Annotated in this window: 15 protein-coding genes; 8 read left to right on the forward strand and 7 right to left on the reverse strand. The window is 65.8% G+C overall.

All coding sequences use genetic code 11. From position 1 onward, the window contains the following. Positions 1-18: 18 nt before the first annotated feature. The 4 genes from Q0Q48_RS21830 to Q0Q48_RS21845 form a co-directional block, all read right to left on the reverse strand. A complete protein-coding gene (locus tag Q0Q48_RS21830) occupies positions 19-1,074 on the reverse strand; it encodes a 2-oxoacid:ferredoxin oxidoreductase subunit beta (RefSeq protein ID WP_295142576.1) in 1,056 nt (351 codons plus the stop codon). After that, positions 1,071-2,915 (reverse strand): 2-oxoacid:acceptor oxidoreductase subunit alpha, encoded by a 1,845-nt coding sequence (locus Q0Q48_RS21835; RefSeq protein WP_295142578.1) that lies wholly within the window; start codon positions 2,913-2,915, stop codon positions 1,071-1,073. Before Q0Q48_RS21835 ends, Q0Q48_RS21830 begins: the two co-directional genes overlap by 4 nt. After that, entirely contained in the window at positions 2,900-4,714 is a 1,815-nt protein-coding gene (locus tag Q0Q48_RS21840) for an FAD-dependent oxidoreductase (RefSeq protein ID WP_295142581.1), read from the reverse strand. The genes Q0Q48_RS21835 and Q0Q48_RS21840 overlap by 16 nt, the downstream gene beginning before the upstream one ends. A 169-nt stretch (positions 4,715-4,883) precedes the next feature. Then, the gene (locus tag Q0Q48_RS21845) at positions 4,884-5,678 is read right to left on the reverse strand and encodes a helix-turn-helix transcriptional regulator (protein WP_295142583.1); all 795 of its coding nucleotides are present in this window, start codon (positions 5,676-5,678) and stop codon (positions 4,884-4,886) included. 72 nt (positions 5,679-5,750) lie between these two features. Between Q0Q48_RS21845 and Q0Q48_RS21850 the strand changes: the two genes are divergently transcribed. The 8 genes from Q0Q48_RS21850 to Q0Q48_RS21885 all read left to right on the forward strand — a co-directional run bounded on the left by Q0Q48_RS21850 (position 5,751) and on the right by Q0Q48_RS21885 (position 14,731). Next, complete coding sequence (locus Q0Q48_RS21850) at positions 5,751-6,944, forward strand: MFS transporter (RefSeq protein WP_295142587.1); 1,194 nt, start codon at positions 5,751-5,753, stop codon at positions 6,942-6,944. 93 nt (positions 6,945-7,037) lie between these two features. After that, a complete protein-coding gene (locus Q0Q48_RS21855; RefSeq protein WP_295142590.1) occupies positions 7,038-8,015 on the forward strand; it encodes a tripartite tricarboxylate transporter substrate binding protein in 978 nt (325 codons plus the stop codon). 5 nt (positions 8,016-8,020) lie between these two features. Next, positions 8,021-9,973: an alkyl sulfatase dimerization domain-containing protein gene (locus Q0Q48_RS21860; RefSeq protein WP_295142593.1), complete on the forward strand. Its 1,953-nt coding sequence runs from the start codon at positions 8,021-8,023 to the stop codon at positions 9,971-9,973. 76 nt (positions 9,974-10,049) lie between these two features. Then, positions 10,050-11,363: an ABC transporter substrate-binding protein gene (locus tag Q0Q48_RS21865; protein ID WP_366915301.1), complete on the forward strand. Its 1,314-nt coding sequence runs from the start codon at positions 10,050-10,052 to the stop codon at positions 11,361-11,363. A 29-nt stretch (positions 11,364-11,392) separates the two neighbouring features. Beyond that, the gene (locus Q0Q48_RS21870) at positions 11,393-12,166 is read left to right on the forward strand and encodes an ABC transporter ATP-binding protein (RefSeq protein ID WP_295142599.1); all 774 of its coding nucleotides are present in this window, start codon (positions 11,393-11,395) and stop codon (positions 12,164-12,166) included. Between the two features lie 14 nt (positions 12,167-12,180). Further along, complete coding sequence (locus Q0Q48_RS21875; RefSeq protein ID WP_295142602.1) at positions 12,181-12,885, forward strand: ABC transporter ATP-binding protein; 705 nt, start codon at positions 12,181-12,183, stop codon at positions 12,883-12,885. An 11-nt stretch (positions 12,886-12,896) separates the two neighbouring features. Then, complete coding sequence (locus tag Q0Q48_RS21880) at positions 12,897-13,766, forward strand: branched-chain amino acid ABC transporter permease (protein WP_295142605.1); 870 nt, start codon at positions 12,897-12,899, stop codon at positions 13,764-13,766. Further along, complete coding sequence (locus Q0Q48_RS21885) at positions 13,763-14,731, forward strand: branched-chain amino acid ABC transporter permease (RefSeq protein ID WP_295142608.1); 969 nt, start codon at positions 13,763-13,765, stop codon at positions 14,729-14,731. The genes Q0Q48_RS21880 and Q0Q48_RS21885 overlap by 4 nt, the downstream gene beginning before the upstream one ends. Here the strand turns inward: Q0Q48_RS21885 and Q0Q48_RS21890 are convergent. Genes Q0Q48_RS21890 through Q0Q48_RS21900 form a run of 3 tightly spaced genes read right to left on the reverse strand, consistent with a single transcriptional unit; the run spans position 14,722 to position 17,452 of the window. Continuing rightward, positions 14,722-15,774 (reverse strand): adenylate/guanylate cyclase domain-containing protein, encoded by a 1,053-nt coding sequence (locus Q0Q48_RS21890; protein ID WP_295142610.1) that lies wholly within the window; start codon positions 15,772-15,774, stop codon positions 14,722-14,724. The two genes, Q0Q48_RS21885 and Q0Q48_RS21890, sit on opposite strands and share 10 nt — an antisense overlap. Further along, positions 15,771-16,766, reverse strand: coding sequence for a threonine/serine dehydratase (locus Q0Q48_RS21895; protein ID WP_295142613.1), 996 nt, complete (start codon positions 16,764-16,766; stop codon positions 15,771-15,773). The genes Q0Q48_RS21890 and Q0Q48_RS21895 overlap by 4 nt, the downstream gene beginning before the upstream one ends. Then, positions 16,763-17,452 carry a haloacid dehalogenase type II gene (locus Q0Q48_RS21900; RefSeq protein WP_295142616.1) on the reverse strand — a complete coding sequence of 230 codons (690 nt, stop codon included), beginning with the start codon at positions 17,450-17,452 and terminating at the stop codon, positions 16,763-16,765. The genes Q0Q48_RS21895 and Q0Q48_RS21900 overlap by 4 nt, the downstream gene beginning before the upstream one ends. Between the last annotated feature and the right edge of the window lies 1 nt (position 17,453).

Consider the following 17,453-nt stretch of genomic DNA (forward strand, 5'->3'; position numbering starts at 1 on the left):
TTGCTCTCGAAGTGAGGATTAACGCAGGCTTGCGTTGATCTTGTCGAGCGCCGAGGTGCCGGGGCAGAGGTCCGGGGCGTTCAGCGTGTTCAGCGGCACGTCGACCGTGTTGAGATTGGCGTGCAGGTCGCTCGGCGTCGGATCGACATAGAGGAGGCCGGTCACGACCTCGCCGGCATGCAGGCCCTCCTGGACGCGCTTGACGGCCGCGACCTTGTCGGATGGATCGTAGTCTTCGCCGAGCTTGCGCAGGCGCAGGACCGAGCCGTCATGCTGCTGCACGGTCTTCGTAGTGCCGGGTTCGTAGGAGGTCGTGATCTCCTCGCGGGTCTCGATGAAGTCGATGCGGTTCAGCGCCTCGTTGTGTTCGCGGACATAGTCGTAGCTCTTGGTGGAACCCGCGTGGTTGTTGAAGGCGACGCAGGGGCTGATGACGTCGAGGAAGGCCGCGCCCTTATGCGACATCGCCGCCTTGATGAGCGGCACGAGCTGGTGCTTGTCGCCCGAGAAGGAACGGCCGACGAAGGTGGCGCCCATCAGGATGGCGAGCGACACCATGTCGATCGAGGAATCGGGATTGGAAACGCCCTTCTTGCTGATCGAGCCCTTGTCGGCGGTGGCGGAGAACTGGCCCTTGGTGAGGCCGTACACGCCGTTGTTCATGACGATGTAGGTCATGTTCACGCCGCGGCGCATGACGTGGGCGAACTGGCCGAGGCCGATCGAGGCGGAGTCGCCGTCGCCCGACACGCCCATGTAGATCAGGTCCCGGTTGGCGAGGTTCGCGCCGGTCATCACCGAGGGCATGCGGCCGTGCACGGTGTTGAAGCCGTGGCTGGCACCCACGAAGTAGGTCGGCGCCTTGGACGAACAGCCGATGCCCGACAGCTTGGCGACCTGGTGAGGCAGGATGTCGAGCTCGTAGCAGGCCTGGATGATCGCGGCGCTGATCGAATCGTGGCCGCAGCCGGCGCAGAGCGTCGAGACGGCGCCCTCATAGTCACGGCGCGTGAAGCCCGCCTTGTTCTTGACCAGCGACGGGTGATGAAGACGGGGCTTGGCGATGTAGGTCATGACGCGGCCTTGTCGAACGGGACAACCTTGAACTGACCGAGCTTGGTGGCGATGTCGGTCGCGATGAAGCGCGCCGTGATCGGCGTGCCGTCATAGTGCAGGACGGGCACGATCTTGCGCGCGTCGAGCGTGTATTCGCTGAGCAGCATCGTGCGAAGCTGCGCGTCGCGGTTCTGCTCGACGACGAAGACGCGGTCGTGCTCGTGGATGAAATCCTCGACGCTTTGCGCGAAGGGGAAGGAGCGTACGCGCAGCGCGTTGACGTGATGGCCCTCGGCCTCGAGATGGTCGAGCGCCTCGTCCATCGCCGGGCTGGTCGAGCCGAAGTAGATCACGCCGAAGCGGGTCGGCTTGGGCGAGGAATAGCGCAGCGGCTGCGGCGCGATCTTCTTCGCGGTCTCCCACTTCTTCTGCAGCCGCTCCATGTTGCGCACATAGACGGGGCCTTCCTCGGAGTAGCGCGCGAACTCGTCCTTGGTCGTGCCGCGCGTGAAGTAGGAGCCCTTGGTCGGGTGCGTGCCCGGATAGGTGCGGTAGGGGATGCCGTCGCCGTCGACGTCGAGGTAGCGGCCGAAGGTCTTGCCGGCCTCGAGATCCTCGGCGGTCATCACCTTGCCGCGGTCGAGGACGCGGTTCTCGTCCCAGGCGAACGGCTTGCACAGGCGGTGGTTCATGCCGATGTCCAGATCGGTCATGACGAACACCGGTGTCTGCAGGCGGTCGGCGAGGTCGAGCGCCTCGGCGGTGAACTCGAAGCACTCACGCGGATCCTCGGGGAACAGCAGCACGTGCTTGGTGTCGCCGTTCGAGGCGTAGGCGCAGCCCAGCAGGTCCGACTGCTGCGTGCGCGTCGGCATGCCGGTCGAGGGCCCGCCGCGCTGCACGTTCACCAGCACCGCCGGGACCTCGGCGAAGTAGGCGAGCCCGATGAATTCGGTCATCAGCGAGATGCCGGGGCCGGAGGTGGCCGTGAAGGAGCGCGCGCCGTTCCAGGCGGCGCCGATCACCATGCCGATCGAGGCGAGCTCGTCCTCGGCCTGCACGATCGCGTACTTGGCCTTGCCGGTCTCCTTGTCGTGCCGGAACTTCTTGCAGTGACTCTGGAACGCCTCGGCCAGCGAGGAAGACGGCGTGATCGGATACCAGGCGCAGACGGTGGCGCCGCCGTAGACGGCGCCGAGCGCGGCCGCGCTGTTGCCCTCGACGAAGATGCGGTCGCCGACATTGTCGGCGTGGCGCACCTTCAGCTTCACCAGGTCGGGATCGACATGCTGCTTCACCCAGTCGCGGCCAAGGTTCATCGCCTTGACGTTGGAGTCGATCAGCTTCTCCTTGCCCTTGAACTGTTCGCTGAACAGCCGCTGAATCTGCTTCTCGTCGATGTCGAGCAGCACCGAGAGCGCGCCGACATAGATGATGTTCTTGAACAGCTGGCGCTGGCGGGCGTCGGTGTAGGTGGCGTTGGTGATCGCCGTCAGCGGCACGCCGATCACGTTGATGTCCTCGCGGAACATCGAAGAGGGCATGGGCTTGGTCGAATCGTAGAACAGGTAGCCGCCGGGCGTGATCTCCTTCACGTCCTCGGCCCAGGTCTGCGGGTTCATGGCGACCATCATGTCGACGCCACCGCGCCGTCCGAGATAACCCTTCTCGGTGACGCGGACCTCGTACCAGGTCGGCAGGCCCTGGATGTTCGAGGGGAAGATGTTGCGCGGGCTGACGGGCACGCCCATGCGCAGGATCGACCGGGCAAAGAGTTCGTTGGCCGAGGCCGATCCGGATCCGTTGACGTTCGCGAACTTGACGACGAAGTCGTTAACGGCGGCTATTGCTTGTGGCATGCGTGTCCCGCGTGAGTCATTTCGATGTAGTACTTGCGCATGTCCCATGCGCCGGTCGGGCAGCGCTCGGCGCACAACCCGCAATGCAGGCAGACATCCTCGTCCTTGACCATGACCCGCTGGGTCTTGAGGCCGGCACCGATATAGAGGTCCTGCGTCGAGTTCATCGCCGGCGCCGTCAGGTGATGGCGCAGCTCCTTCTCCTCGCCGTTCTCGGTGAAGGTGATGCAGTCCATCGGGCAGATGTCGACGCAGGCGTCGCACTCGATGCAGAGCTGGCCGCTGAACACCGTCTGGACATCGCAGTTCAGGCAGCGCTGTGCTTCCTTGAAGGCGAGCTGCGGATCGAATCCCAGCTCGACCTCGGCCATGATGTCCTTCAGCGCTTCCTGCTTGGGGCGATGCGGGACCTTGAAGCGATGGTCGATCGTGGGCGCGTTGTCGTAGCTCCACTCGTGGATGCCCATCTTCTGGCTGGCGATGTTCACGCCGGGCGCGGGGCGCTCCTCGGGGTTCTCGCCGACCAGCATCTTGTGGATGGAGATCGCCGCCTCGTGGCCATGCGCGGCTGCCCAGATGATGTTCTTGGGGCCGAACGCCGCGTCGCCGCCGAAGAACACCTTCGGATGCGTGCTGGCGAAGGTCTTCTCGTTGAGCTGGGGCAGGCCCCATTTGTCGAACGCGATGCCGGAGTCCTTCTCGATCCACGGGAAGGCATTCTCCTGGCCGATCGCGACCAGCACGTCGTCACACTCGTAGAACTCGTCGGGCTCGCCCGATGGAACCAGGGAGCGGCGGCCCTTCTCGTCGTACTTCGCGACCACCTTCTCGAACAGCACGCCCTGGATCTTCCCGCCCTCGTGGCGGACTTCCTTCGGGACGAGCATGTTGAGGATGGGAATGTCCTCGCCGATCGCGTCTTCCTTCTCCCAGGGCGACGCCTTCATCTCGTCGAAGCCGGAGCGGACGATCACCTTCACGTCCTCGCCGCCGAGGCGGCGGGCGGTGCGGCAGCAGTCCATCGCCGTATTGCCGCCGCCCAGCACGATCACGCGCTTGCCGACCTTGTCGATGTGGCCGAACGAGACCGACGACAGCCAGTCGAGGCCGATATGGATGTTGGCGCCGGCCTCCTTGCGGCCCGGCACGTCGAGATCGCGGCCGCGCGGCGCACCGGAACCAACGAACACCGCGTCGTACCCTTCGGCCAGCACGGCCTTCAGCGAGTCGACCCGCTGGTGGCGGAATTCGACGTTCCCGATGCCGGTGATGTAGCCGACTTCCTGGTCGATCACCGATTCGGGCAGGCGGAAGTGCGGGATCTGCGTGCGGATGAAGCCGCCAAGCTTGGGATCCTGGTCATAGATGACGATCTCATAGCCCAGCACCGCGAGGTCGCGCGCCACCGTGAGCGAGGAGGGGCCGCCGCCGATGCAGGCGACACGCCTGCCGTTCTTCTCCGGCGCCTTGGGCATCTTGGAATTGATGTCGTCGTCGTCCTTGTAGTCGGCGGCGACGCGCTTCAGGCGGCAGATCGCGACCGGCTCCTTCTTGCCCTTCACCAGGTTCTCGTCCTCGACGCGGCTGCGACGGCAGGCTGGCTCGCACGGACGATCGCAGGTGCGGCCCAGGATTCCGGGGAACACGTTGGACTTCCAGTTGATCATGTAGGCGTCGGAATAGCGTCCGTGCGCGATCAATCGGATGTACTCGGGGACGGGCGTGTGGGCAGGACACGCCCACTGGCAATCGACGACCTTATGGAAGTAGTCGGGATTGGCGATATCAGTCGGCTTCACACAAAACTCCAGGCGGCGGCGGGGAGCAGCGACATACTCCGGTAAACGACGATTTAGATTACCCCAAACAGGGGCCGCATTGGGGGATTATTACCATTCAGCGTCAAGCAATCTTCTTTGCTAACCATTTGCAATGGCGTGCAAAATCCCCTCACAACGCACAGGGCCTTTAACGGGCCGGACGATAGGCGCTGGGTGACACTCCCGACGCTCTGCGAAACATGGCGCTGAAGGCGCTCACACTCTCGTAGCCGAGGTCCAGCGCGACGTCGGTGACGGCCTGGCCGCCGCTCAGCCGGCCCATGGCCTCCAGCACGCGCGCCTGCTGACGCCACGCGCCAAACGTCAGGCCGGTTTCGGTCACGAACAGTCGGGCGAGAGTGCGCGGGCTGGCATTGGCCTCGCCCGCCCATTCGTCCAGGGTGCGCGGGTCGCCAGGATTCTCGAGCAGGGCCGAGCACAGCCGTCGCAGCCGTTTGTCGTGCGCCATCGGCAGATGGAGCGGCAGCGAAGGTTCGCGGTGCAGTTCGTCGAGAATCAGCGCCACGACATGACCCGCCGCGCCGCGCTCGTCGTAGTGCACCGGCAACTCGGTCGCCCGCACGATCAGCTCGCGCAGCAGGGGAGAGATGTGCAGGACCCGGCAAACGTCGGGCATGCCGGCCGCCGCGTCGTGGCGCAGATACAGCGTGCGCATCGTCACGTCGCCGGACATCACGATGGAATGGCGGACACCGGGCGGCATCCACAGTGCCCGTTGTGGCGGCACCACCCAGACAGCCCGTTCCGTGGAAATGCGCATCGTGCCGGCCGTCGCGTAGATGAGCTGGGCGCGGCGATGACGATGTGGTGCGATTTCGAACCCGTCGGCGAAGTCCTTGGGCATGGCGGCGACCGCCCGCGGTACCCGCTGGTAGTCCTCGGGGTTCGTCGAACGCAGGGCGGCCTGGCGTTTTTGCGACATTAATTGGCACTCTAGCGCAAGACAGTCAGTGCGGTCACGCCTAGGCTGGGTGCCCCTGGAGGAACGAACAAGATGAGCCACGGCAGTCCCACCTCTATCCTGCTCAACATCGGCCACGCCATGGACCACTGGATCCTGGTGGTCTTCGCCTATTCCTGGGGCGTCATCGCCGGGGTCTGGGGCGTCGAGTGGACCGAGCTCACGCCGTTCAACTACGGCGCCCTCTTCATGTTCGGCGCCGGCTCGATCGTGAGCGGCCGCCTCGGCGACCATTGGGGCCGCTGGATCATGATGGTGATCTTCTTCGTCGGCATGGGTGTTTCGGCGCTGATCATCGCGCTCTGCAACAACAAATGGCAGATCGGCGCGGCGCTGACCCTGATGGGCGCCTTCGCCTCGATCTATCACCCGGTCGGCATTCCGATGCTGGTGCAGAAGGCCAAGAACCCCGGCTTCACGATCGGAGTGAACGGCCTGGCGGGCAACATGGGCATCGCCATAGCGGCCGGCCTCTCGGTCTACATCGCCCAGCGCTTCGGCTGGCAGGCGGCCTTCATCATCCCGGGCGTCATCTGCCTGGTTTGCGCCGTCGCCTTCGTGGTCCTGGTGCCGCGCGAGGAAGAGGCGCCGGCGAAGCGCAAGGCCAAGATGCTCGACCTGCCGCCGTCGGTCATGGCGCGGGTCTTCGCCATCATGACCTTCACCGCGGTGACCGGCAGCATCATCTTCAACTTCACGACCAACGGAAACGGCGAGCTGCTGGCCAACCGGGCGAAGAGTATCGCGCAGGATCCGGCCATGCTGGCCACGATGCTGTTCATCATCTTCTCGCTCGCCTCGCTGGCGCAGCTCGTGGTCGGCAAGCTGATCGACCGCTATCCGCTGAAGAACATCTACCTGCCGATCGTGCTGCTGCAGGTGCCGCTGTTCCTGCTCGCGTCGCAGGTCGAGGGCTGGGCGCTGTTCGTGACCGCCATCGCCTTCATGCTGCTGGTGTTCGGTGCCATACCGTTCACCGATGCGATGATCGTGCGCTACATCGACGATCGCATGCGCAGCCGGGTCACCGGTGTTCGCCTCGCGATCGGCTTCGGCGTCAGCTCTTTCGTGGTGGCGCTGATCGGCCCGGCGGTAAAGGATGCGGGCTTCCCCGTGCTGCTGTCGGTGCTGGCGGGCGTGGCCTTCTGCTCGTTCCTCGCCCTGTCGATGCTGCCGAGCGAAAGGGACGTGCACGCCCTTGCGGCGGCGCCCAAGCCCGCGGAATAAAGTCGCCTGCTTGCGAAACGACGGCCGCGCGTGATTGCGCGGCCGTCGCGCGTTTGCGATCCTGCCGCCAAACCAGACATCGAGGGCAGGAACATGATCAAGAGACGTGGCGTATTGGCCGGAGCCGCCGGCTGGACGATCGTCGGAGCTTCATCGGTGCGGGCGCAGGCCTGGCCCAGCCAGCCGATCCGGCTGGTGGTGCCTTACGTGGCCGGCGGGTCGACAGACACGGCCGCCCGCATCGTCGCCGAGAAGCTGTCGGGCATGCTCGGCCAGCAGGTGATCGTCGAGAACAAGGGCGGCGGCAACACCATCATCGGCATGGACGTGGTGGCCAAGGCCAAGCCCGACGGCAATACGCTGCTGCTGGGCGCCGCGACGATGGCGACCAACGTCGCCCTGGGCCTCAAGCAGCCGTTCGATCCGCTCAAGGATTTCCAGATGATCTCGACCCTGGTCGACATCCCCGATCTCCTGGCGATCGACGGCAAGGCATTGCCGGCGAAGAACTACGCCGAGTTCGCCGAGTGGGTGAACAAGCAGCCGCAGCGGGTGCGCTATGCCACCTCAGGCATGGGCAACCAGCCGCACCTCTGGGGCGAGCTGTTCCGCACGCGCAACAAGCTCAACCTCGAGAGCGTCAGCTACAAGGGCGCCGCCGATGCGTTGCGTGACGTCATGGGCGGCCACCTGCCGATCATGATCGACGTCGTGCTGCCGACCGGCACGCACGTGGCCGCGGGCCGCCTGACCGGCATCGCCGTCGCGTCGCCCGAGCGCTCCACCGTCTGTCCCGACGTTCCGACCGTGGCCGAACTCGGCATGAAGGACCTGGAGAGCGCGGCCTTCTTCGGGCTCGTGGGGCCAGCTGGCCTCCCGGCGCCGATCGTCGAGAAGCTGAATGCGCTCTGCCTGGAAACGCTGAAGGATCCGGCGGTCAAGAAGCGGTTCGCCGAACTCGGCTTCTTCACCACGGGCAGCACGCCGCAGGCCTATCTCGACCGGGTCAAGTCCGAGACCGAGCGCTGGACCAGGGTCGTCAGGGAAAACAACATCAAGGTGGAGGGCTAGCAGTCATGGCGTCCGCGTCGTCCGTTCCCGTTCCTTCCTCCCATCTCGACGCCGCGCGCGACGCCGAACCCGCAACCAGGGCCGCCAATGCGGCGATGGCGGCCAGGCTGCCCTTCGCCGACACGGCCGACTTCGAGGCCGCGAAGCGCGGCCTGATCGCGACCGTGCCCGAGGGGATCGTGCGCACCGGCGGCGGCACTGTCCTCTGGAACCTGGGCGAGTATGCCTTCATCGACGGCGAGCTGGCGCCCGACACGGTCAATCCGAGCCTGTGGCGGATCGCGCGCCTCAACCTCGCCAACGGACTGTTCAAGGTCACGGACCGGCTCTTCCAGCTGCGCGGCTTCGACATCGCAAACCTGACGGTGATCGAGGGCGACAGCGGGCTGATCCTGATCGATCCGCTCACCACCGCTGAAGTTTCCCGCGCGGCGCTCGACCTCTACTACGCGCACCGGCCCCGCAAGCCCGTCGTCGCGGTCATCTACACCCACAGCCACGTCGACCACTTCGGCGGCGTCCGTGGCGTGATCGACGAAGCGGACGTCAAGGCGGGCAAGGTGCGGGTGATCGCGCCGGCCGGCTTCATGGAGGCGGTGTCGGGCGAGAACGTGCTGGCAGGGCCGCCGATGGCCCGGCGCGCGCAGTTCCAGTTCGGCACGATGCTGCCTCGCGGTGCGCGGGGCCAGGTCGATGCCGGCCTCGGCAAGAGCGTGGCGCGCGGCACGCCCGGGCTGATCGCCCCGACACAGTCGATCGAGAAGCCGGTCGAGACGCATGTGATCGACGGCGTCGAGATCGTCTTCCAGCTGGCGCCGGAGACCGAGGCGCCGGCCGAGATGCACATGTTCTATCCGCAGCTCGGCGTGCTCAACATGGCGGAGAATGCCTGTCCGCTGCTACACAACTTCATCCCGCTGCGCGGCGCCGTGGCGCGCGATCCGCGCATCTGGGCCAAGTATATCGGCGACGCGATCGCGCTGTATGGCCCGAAGACCAAGGTGCTGATCGGCCAGCATCACTGGCCGACCTGGGACACCGCGAAGATCATCGATTATCTCGAGGCGCAGCGCGACCTCTACAAGCACATCCACGACCAGACCCTGCGCTACATGAACCGCGGCTGGCGCCCTGCCGAGATCGCCGAGGTGATCGAGCTGCCGCCGGGTCTCGCCGAGCGCTGGTCGGCTCGGGGCTATTACGGGTCGGTCAGCCACAACGTGAAGGCCGTCTATCAGCGTTACCTGTCCTGGTACGACGCCAATCCCTGCAACCTGCATCCGCTACCGCCGGCGCCGGCGGCGCGGAAGTTCGTCGAGTACATGGGCGGCGCGGCCGCGGTGATCGAAAAGGCGCGGGCCGACTTCGCCAGGGGCGAGTTCCGTTGGGTGGCGCAGGTCATGAAGGAGGTCGTCTACGCCGAGCGGGACAACAAGGAGGCCCGCGCGTTGTGCGCGGACGCGCTAGAGCAGATGGGCTACCAGGCCGAGTCCGCCACGTGGCGCAACGCCTTCCTCTACGGCGCGCAGGAACTGCGCCATGGCGTGTTCCAGATGCCGGTGCGGCCCGGCATGGGCGCCGACACGCTGGCCGGCCTCACCAGCGACGTCTTCTTCGACCTCATGGCAATCCGCCTCGATGCGGCGAAGGCCGCCGGGCAGTCGCTGGTCGTCAACTGGCGCTTCACCGATCGAAACGAGACGCTGGTGCTCACGCTGAAGCACAGCACGCTCACCCATCGCGTGGGAGAAGTCGCGGCCAACGCCGACGTGTCCGTGACAACGACGCGCGCCACGATGGACCAGATCGTGATGCGCAAGCTCACCATTCCCGACGCGCTGGCGAGCGGTGCGCTGAAGCTCGAAGGCGAGATCCCGAAGCTCGGTGCGCTGTTTTCGATGATGGACCCGCCGGCAGGCATGATGTTCGAGATCCTCACGCCAGGAGAAGGACGCTAGCGCGAAACGCTTGACAGAACCTCCCGCGTTCCCTGTGATGGGGACAACAAACATTAAAGGTCTATGGGAGGAGTTCATGCTCATGCGTAGGGCTGTCCGCATTTTGGGTGGGGCGCTTGCCGCCGTTACGGCGTTGGGCATGGCAGTCTCCGCCCAGGCCCAGGAAAAGAAGATCAAGATCGGCGTCATCTACGATCTGACCGGCCCGCTGGCCGGCGGCGGCTCGGAGCTGAACTACACCGGCGCCAAGATCATGATCGACAACTTCATCAAGCAGGGTGGGGTCGAGGGATACAAGATCGAGGCGATCTACGCCGACGCGCAGAGCAAGCCCGACGTCGCTATCAATGAAGCTGTCCGCCTGATCGAGCAGGAGAAGGTCAACCTCGTGATGGGGTTCTTCTCGTCGGCGCAATGCGTTCCCGTCGCCGCTCGCGTCGAGCAGCTCAAGAACTTCATGTGGATCACCACCTGCATCTCGACGGGCGTCGTCGAGAACAAGAACCTGAAATACGTGTTCCGGCCGCAGGCGAGCGGCCAGCAGTTCGGCCTAATGGCCGCCGACATGATCGAGAAGAACGCCAAGGCGAAGTTCGGCAAGGAGCCGAAGGACATGCGCGTGGCGATCATCCACGAGGATGGGTCGTACGGCGTCGACGTGGCCAAGGGCAATGAGGCTGGCTCCAAGAAGGCCGGCTTCAACATCGTCCTGAAGGAAGGCTATTCGGCGACCGCGCCCGACCTGTCGTCGCTGGTGACCAAGCTGAAGCGGGCCCGTCCCGACGTGATCTTCCATACCGGCTACAACCCCGACATCACGCTGTTCGCCCGCCAGGCGCGCGAGCAGGGACTGAAGTTCGGTGCGCTGGTCGGCCATGGCGCGGGCTACGGCGTCTACGAGAAGCTCAAGGACGGCATGGGCAACGATGTGAACTACGTGTTCAACATCGATCCGATCTCGATCTGGCTGGCCAATCAGGCGACTCTCGATCCGAAGCTGCCGCCGATGATCAAGATGGTCGGGGAGGAGTTCGACAAGATCAAGCCGGGTGTCGCGATCCGTTCGGCGCATGTCGGTATCGCCGCTTCCAACGCCTACGTGTTCTTCACCGAGGTGTTGCCGCGCGCCATCAAGAAGTATGGCGGTGTCGATCCCGACGCGCTGCGCAAGGCCGCTCTCGAGGTCGACCTGCCGGAGGGCGGCACGATGCTGGGCTTCGGCGTGAAGTTCGCGGGCGAGGGCTCGCCGATCGCCGGCCAGAACGAGCGCTCGTTCCCAGTCATCATCCAGTATGTCGACGACAAGTCGTACGTGGTGTGGCCGAAGAGCCAGCAACAGCGCGAGCCGGTGCTGCCCCTGCCCAAGACCTCGGGATTCAGCAACCAGTAGGCCGCGGCCGTAACGAACGAGGGCGCGCCGTGTTGGTCGTCGAGGGTTTGGTAAAGCGTTTCGGCGGGTTCACGGCCGTAAACAGCGTATCGTTCAAGGTCGATCAGGGCGAGATTCTCGGCCTGATCGGCCCCAACGGTTCGGGCAAGAGCACGATCTTCAACATGCTGTCGGGAACGTTCGCGCCGACGTCCGGGTCGATCCGGTTCGACGGCCGGGAAATCGCGGGCCTGCCGTCGCATCGCATCATCAACGCCGGCGTCGGGCGAACCTTCCAGATTCCGCGGCCGTTTCGCCGCCTGAGCATCTTCGAGAACGTGGTGCTGGCCGGCTATTACGGGCAGGGCAGCCACAGCCTGATACGGGCGGAGGAGGCGGCCGAGCGCGCGCTCACCATGGTCGGCCTGCCGACCGATCGCAGTGCCAGCGTCGACGGACTGGGTGCGGCCGGCCTTAAGAAACTGGAACTGGCGAAGGCGATCGCCACGGGGCCGAAGCTGCTGCTGGCCGACGAGAGCCTGGGCGGTCTCGACGAGGCCGAGATGGACCAGGCGGCCGACATGCTGCGCAAGATCCGCAGCGAACTCGGCATCACCATCATCTGGGTCGAGCACATCATGGGCGTGCTGATGAAGGTCGTGGATCGCGTCATGGTGCTGGACCACGGCGAAAAGATCTCCGAGGGCCTGCCGAGCGCGGTGTCACACGATCCCCGGGTGATCGAGGTCTATCTCGGCACGGACGCACACGCCACGCAGGCGACGGCCGCCGCCGCCGCGGCCGCCGGCCCGGCCAAGCGTTGACGGGGCCCGCAAGCATGCTCGAAGTCAGATCGATCGATGCCGGTTACGGCAGGTTCCAGGCGCTGTTCGGCATCGACCTCGACGTCAAGGCCGGCGAGGCCGTCGGCGTCATCGGGCCCAACGGGGCGGGCAAGACCACGCTGATGCGCGTGATCTCCGGCCTGATCCGTCCGACCCGGGGCACGATCGCCATGCAGGGCACCGACGTGCTGACGACCCCGCCGCACCGGATCGTCAGCCTCGGCATCGCCCACGTGCCGGAGAACCGGCGGCTGTTCCCGCGGCTCAGCGTCGAGGACAACCTGCGCATGGGCGCCTTCATGCCCGAGGCGCGGGCGCGCTATCGCGAGCGCATGGACTTCGTCTTCGACCTGTTCCCACGCATGAAGGAGCGCCGCAATCAGCTCGCCGGGACCATGTCGGGCGGCGAGCAGCAGATGTGCGCCATCGGGCGTGCGCTGATGAGCGATCCCAAGCTGCTGCTGCTCGACGAGCCGTCGGCCGGCCTCGCGCCCGTGGTCGTGCAGCAGGTGTTCGAGCTGGTGAAGCGCATCCGGGCCGGCGGCCTCACGGTGCTGATCGTCGAGCAGAACGTGCAGCAGGTGCTGCAGGTCGTCGATCGCGCCTATCTGCTGGAGGCCGGTTCGATCCGGGCGTCCGGCGCGTCAGCCGACCTGTTGGCGGACGATTCCATCCGGCAGGCGTATCTCGGCGTTTAGGTGAAGCGATGATGGAAATTTTCGACATCTACCTGCTCGAGGCGCTGGTCAACGGCATCCTGCTGGGCGGCGTGCTGGCGCTGCTCGCGCTCGGCCTCAACCTGATCTTCGGCGTCATCGACGTGACGTGGATCTGCTACGCCGAGCTGGTGATGGTCGGCATGTACGGCATGTACTACCTGTTCTCAGTGTACGGCCTGCCCTATTGGGTTGCCGCACCGATCTGCATCCTGCTGGTCGCGGCGATGGGTGCTGCCCTGCACTTCCTGGTGATAGAGCCGCTGCTGGGAGCGCCGCCGATCAACCAGCTGCTGGCGACCGGCGGCGTCCTGTTCGTGCTGCAGAGCTTCGCGACGGTGGCCTTCGGCATCGACTTCCGCAATCTCGGCATCCGTCTGCCGGTGCTGGCGCTGGGCGAGATGCACTTCAGCTACGCCCGCCTGCTGGCCTTCATCGCCGCGTTGGTCGGCATGGTCGCGGTCTATCTCTTCATGACGCGGACCTACACCGGCACCGCCATCCGCGCCATTGCCCAGGACCGCCAGATCATGGCGCTGATGGGCGTCGACACGAAGAAGATCTACCTCGTCACGTCGGCGCTCGGCGGCGGACTGGCCGGGCTTGCGGCCTGCCTGCTGGTGCTGCAGTACGACGTCCATCCCTTCGTCGGCCTGTCGTTCGGCCCGATCACCTTCCTGATCTGCGTACTGGGCGGATTGGGCAACTTCGTGGGCGGCTTCGTGGCGGCCTTCCTGTTCGCCGAGATCATCTCGCTCGGCGGCCTCTTCTCCGACCTCGAATGGGGCTACGTGCTGGCCTTCGGCTTCTTCATCGTCATGATGTTCATCCGGCCCGCGGGCCTCCTGGCGAAGCGCCCATGAACAAGCAACTCGCCTGGGGCATCGGCCTGGCGGCGCTGGTCGCGCTGCCCTTCGTGTACCGTGACCCCTACCATCTACACATCCTGGTGCTGATCCTCATCTGGTCGTTCGCCTATACGTCCTGGTCGATGATGGGGCGCTTCGGTCTGGTGTCGCTGGGCCATGGCGGCTTCATGGGCGTCGGCGCCTACGTGACGGCGCTGCTGTGGAACCATCTCGGGATCTCGCCCTGGATCGGCATTCCGGCGGCCATGCTCTGCGCCGGAGCGCTGGCGCTGGTCGTGGCCTATCCCTGCTTTCGCTTCCGCATCACCGGACATTATTTCGCACTGGTGACGCTCGCGCTGTCGGGCATCGTCCTGCAGATCATCATTGCGACCCGCGACTATACCGGCGGCTCGCTCGGCTACACGCCTGAGCGGACGAAGGGCAGCCATCTCCTGGCCCTGCAGTTCGACGACAAGGTCGTGTGGTACCTGATCGCGCTTGGCGTCTGGGCCGGTGGCCTCGCGGTCTGGTACTGGATCGACCACAGCATGAGCCGGTACGCGATGGAGGCGATCTCGGAGGACGAGGACGCAGCGGCCGCGGCCGGCGTCAACGTGACGGCCGAGAAGCTGCGCATCACCGTGATCAGTGCCGTCATGACTGCGATGGCGGGTGCTCTCTACGGCCAGTACCAGATGTTCATATCGCCCGATACGGTGAGCGGCATCGCGGTCTCCTTGCAGATGGTGTTCGCGGCTGTGGTGGGCGGCATCTACGTGGCCCTCGGGCCCACCGTGGGCGCCATCATCACCATCCTGCTGGCCGAGGTCCTGCGCATCGGCTTCGGGACCAAGGCCGTCGGCTGGGACAATCTGGTCTACGGCGTCCTGCTGGTCCTGTTCATCATCTTCCTTCCGAAGGGTATTCTCGGCAGCCTGCTCGCCCGGCTGAAGTCGCCCGGCAAGCCTCAGCCCTGATGCCGGTCGGCTCGCAGCGATAGCGCGGCGATCTCCAGCGGCGCGTCGCGGCCGCGGATCGTGAGTGTCGGCAGCGGCTCGACCTGCAGATCGCGCGGAAGGCGCGAGTGCTCCAGCATATCGGCGGAGACGAGCACGTCGTGGCCGAGGGCCTTGGACGATTCGAGCAGGCGTGCCGCTACGTTGAGCGTGTCTCCGACATAGGCGATCTCTCTGCGCACGTCGCCGATTTCGCCGGCGACGATCACTCCGCAATGCAGCGCCGCACGAAACTCGGGGACCGCACCGAACCTGTCGCGGTAGCGCGCAGCGTTGCGGGAGATGTTCTGGCGGGCAAGGAATGGGCAACCGAGACAGTCGTCTCCACTGAGCGCGAGCCCCTCCGGCCAGGTCAGGATCGCCTCGTCTCCCACGTATTTGTGGATTTCCGCATCGCACTCCAGGGCGGCGTCGGCGATGTCACGGAAGAAGGCATTGAGCAGTTCGTGGAACCGGATCGCGCCAAGCTTCTCCGCGAGCCCGGTCGAATCCTTCATGTCGATCAGCAGAAACGCCCTGCGCTCGCTTCGCGGTCGGGCATAGCGCCCGAGCAGCAGGTTCTTCAGGGTGCCGAAACCCAGCAGGCGGCCCGTCTCGATGATGAGGTTGCCGACCACCGACATGCCGAGCGAGAAGAGCAGGGAGTTCTGGAAGATCGGATCGAAAATGACGAATTGCCGGTTTCCGATCGACATCAGGAGGCGCGAAAGGATCAGGCCGGCGACAATGACGACGCAATAGAACACGACCTTTACGAGGAAATAGCCGGCGAGCGGCAGGCCGCGCATCCAGGCAAGCGAATGGATGCGCGCGCGGCGCACTTCGAAGAAGGCGATCGGCGTGGCGATCAGCAGGGACGTGAGGACGCCCTGCACGGCGCCCATCAGGGGTGGGTCGTCGGCAGGAGCCACCGCGTAGCCGAAATAGGCGCTGATGACGGCGCTTGTCAGGCAGATCCAGAGGATGATCCGCCATTCACGCCGGTTGCGCCCCGACATCGTCATGCGGGGCCGTTAGGCATCCGGTCGAGCGCCCGCTCGAACGTGGCGTGATCGACATTGCCGCCCGAGCAGACGACGGCCACGGCGCGGCCCTTTACAGGCAGCTTCCCGGTTAGGGCGGCGGCCAGCGCAACGGCGCCACCGGGCTCGACCACCAGCTTGAACTCGCGGAAGGCCAGTTCCATGGCGTCCAGCACTTCGTCGTCCGTGACGACAAGGCCCGGCCCCAGCACCTGCTGCGCCAGCGGGAAGGTGACATCGCCCGGCGTCGGCGCCAGCAGCGCATCGCAGATCGAGCCGGAGAGCTTCTCGTTCTTCTGCTTGGTGCCCGATGCTAGCGAGCGGGCGAGATCGTCGAAGCCGGCGGGCTCGCCAGCATGCACCGTGGTCGTCGGGCTGATGCCCTTGACGCCCAGCGCCACGCCGGTCGCCAGGCCTCCGCCGGAGCAGGGCGCAGCGACCGCATCGAGGGCGACGCCCAGCGCCCTGGCCTGCTCGGCGATCTCGAGGCCAGCGGTGCCCTGGCCCGTCAGGATCCAGGGATGATCGTAGGGCGGCACGATGGTGGCGCCGGTCGTGGCGGCGATGCCTTCGCCGATCGCTTCCCGGCTGTCCTTCACGCGGTCGTACAGCACGACCTCCGCGCCGCTCGCACGGGTGTTGGCGACCTTCAGCGCGGGCGCATCGGCCGGCATGACGATGGTGGCCTTGGTGCCGAGCAGGCGGGCCGCCTCGGCCAACCCCTGGGCATGGTTGCCCGACGACCAGCCGACGACGCCCTTGGCGCGATCGGCCTCGCTCATCGAGGCGAGGAAGTTGTAGGCGCCGCGCAGCTTGAACGAGCCGGTGCGCTGCAGGCACTCCGCCTTGAGGAACAGGCGGCCGCCGAGCCGCCGGTTGACCCGCTCGTTCTCGAGCAGCGGCGTACGGATCGTGACGCCCTCCAGTCGGCGGGCAGCGGCCTGGACATCAGCAAAAGTCGGAAGCGAACTCATCGTCGAACACCAATCAGGTCAGGTAGGTCGGAAAGATCGCGGATTTGGGCCGCGAGCGTGCCGGGCAGGTTGTCGTCGGGCGCGCCGGTCCGGTTCACCCAGACGGCGCGGAAGCCGAACTGCGCGGCGCCATGCGCGTCCCAGCAGTTCGAGGAGAGGAAACATACTTTGTCAGGCGTCACGCCACATCGTGCCTCGACCAGCCGATAGACGCGCGGATCGGGTTTGAAGACGCCCGCCTCGTCGACGCTCAGCACCGCCTCGAAATGACCGGCAAGGCCCGAGGCCGTCACCATCGGGTCGAGCATGCCGGAATTGCCGTTGGACAGGATCGCGGCCCGCTTGCCCGCGCGCGACAGGCACGCCAGCATCCCCGGCGCCTCGGGAAACGGATCGAGGGCGAGGTAGGCGCCCATCAGCCGCTCGCGCACGGCGGGATCGGCGATGCGATGGGCCGCCAGGCAATGGTCGAGCGCTTCTCCCGTCACCTGCCAGAAGGGCGCATAGGCGCCCATGGCGTTGCGCAGCCACGTGTACTGGATCTGCTTGGTCCGCCACAGCTCGGACAGGGCATCCGCCGAACGTCCGAGCGCCCTGCGATGGCGTACCACCGCCGAGTTGAAGTCGAACAGCGTACCGTAGGCGTCGAAGACGCACATCTCGACGCCTGGCAGGATGACGGCCATT

Source organism: uncultured Reyranella sp. (assembly GCF_945957355.1).
Lineage (GTDB): Bacteria > Pseudomonadota > Alphaproteobacteria > Reyranellales > Reyranellaceae > Reyranella.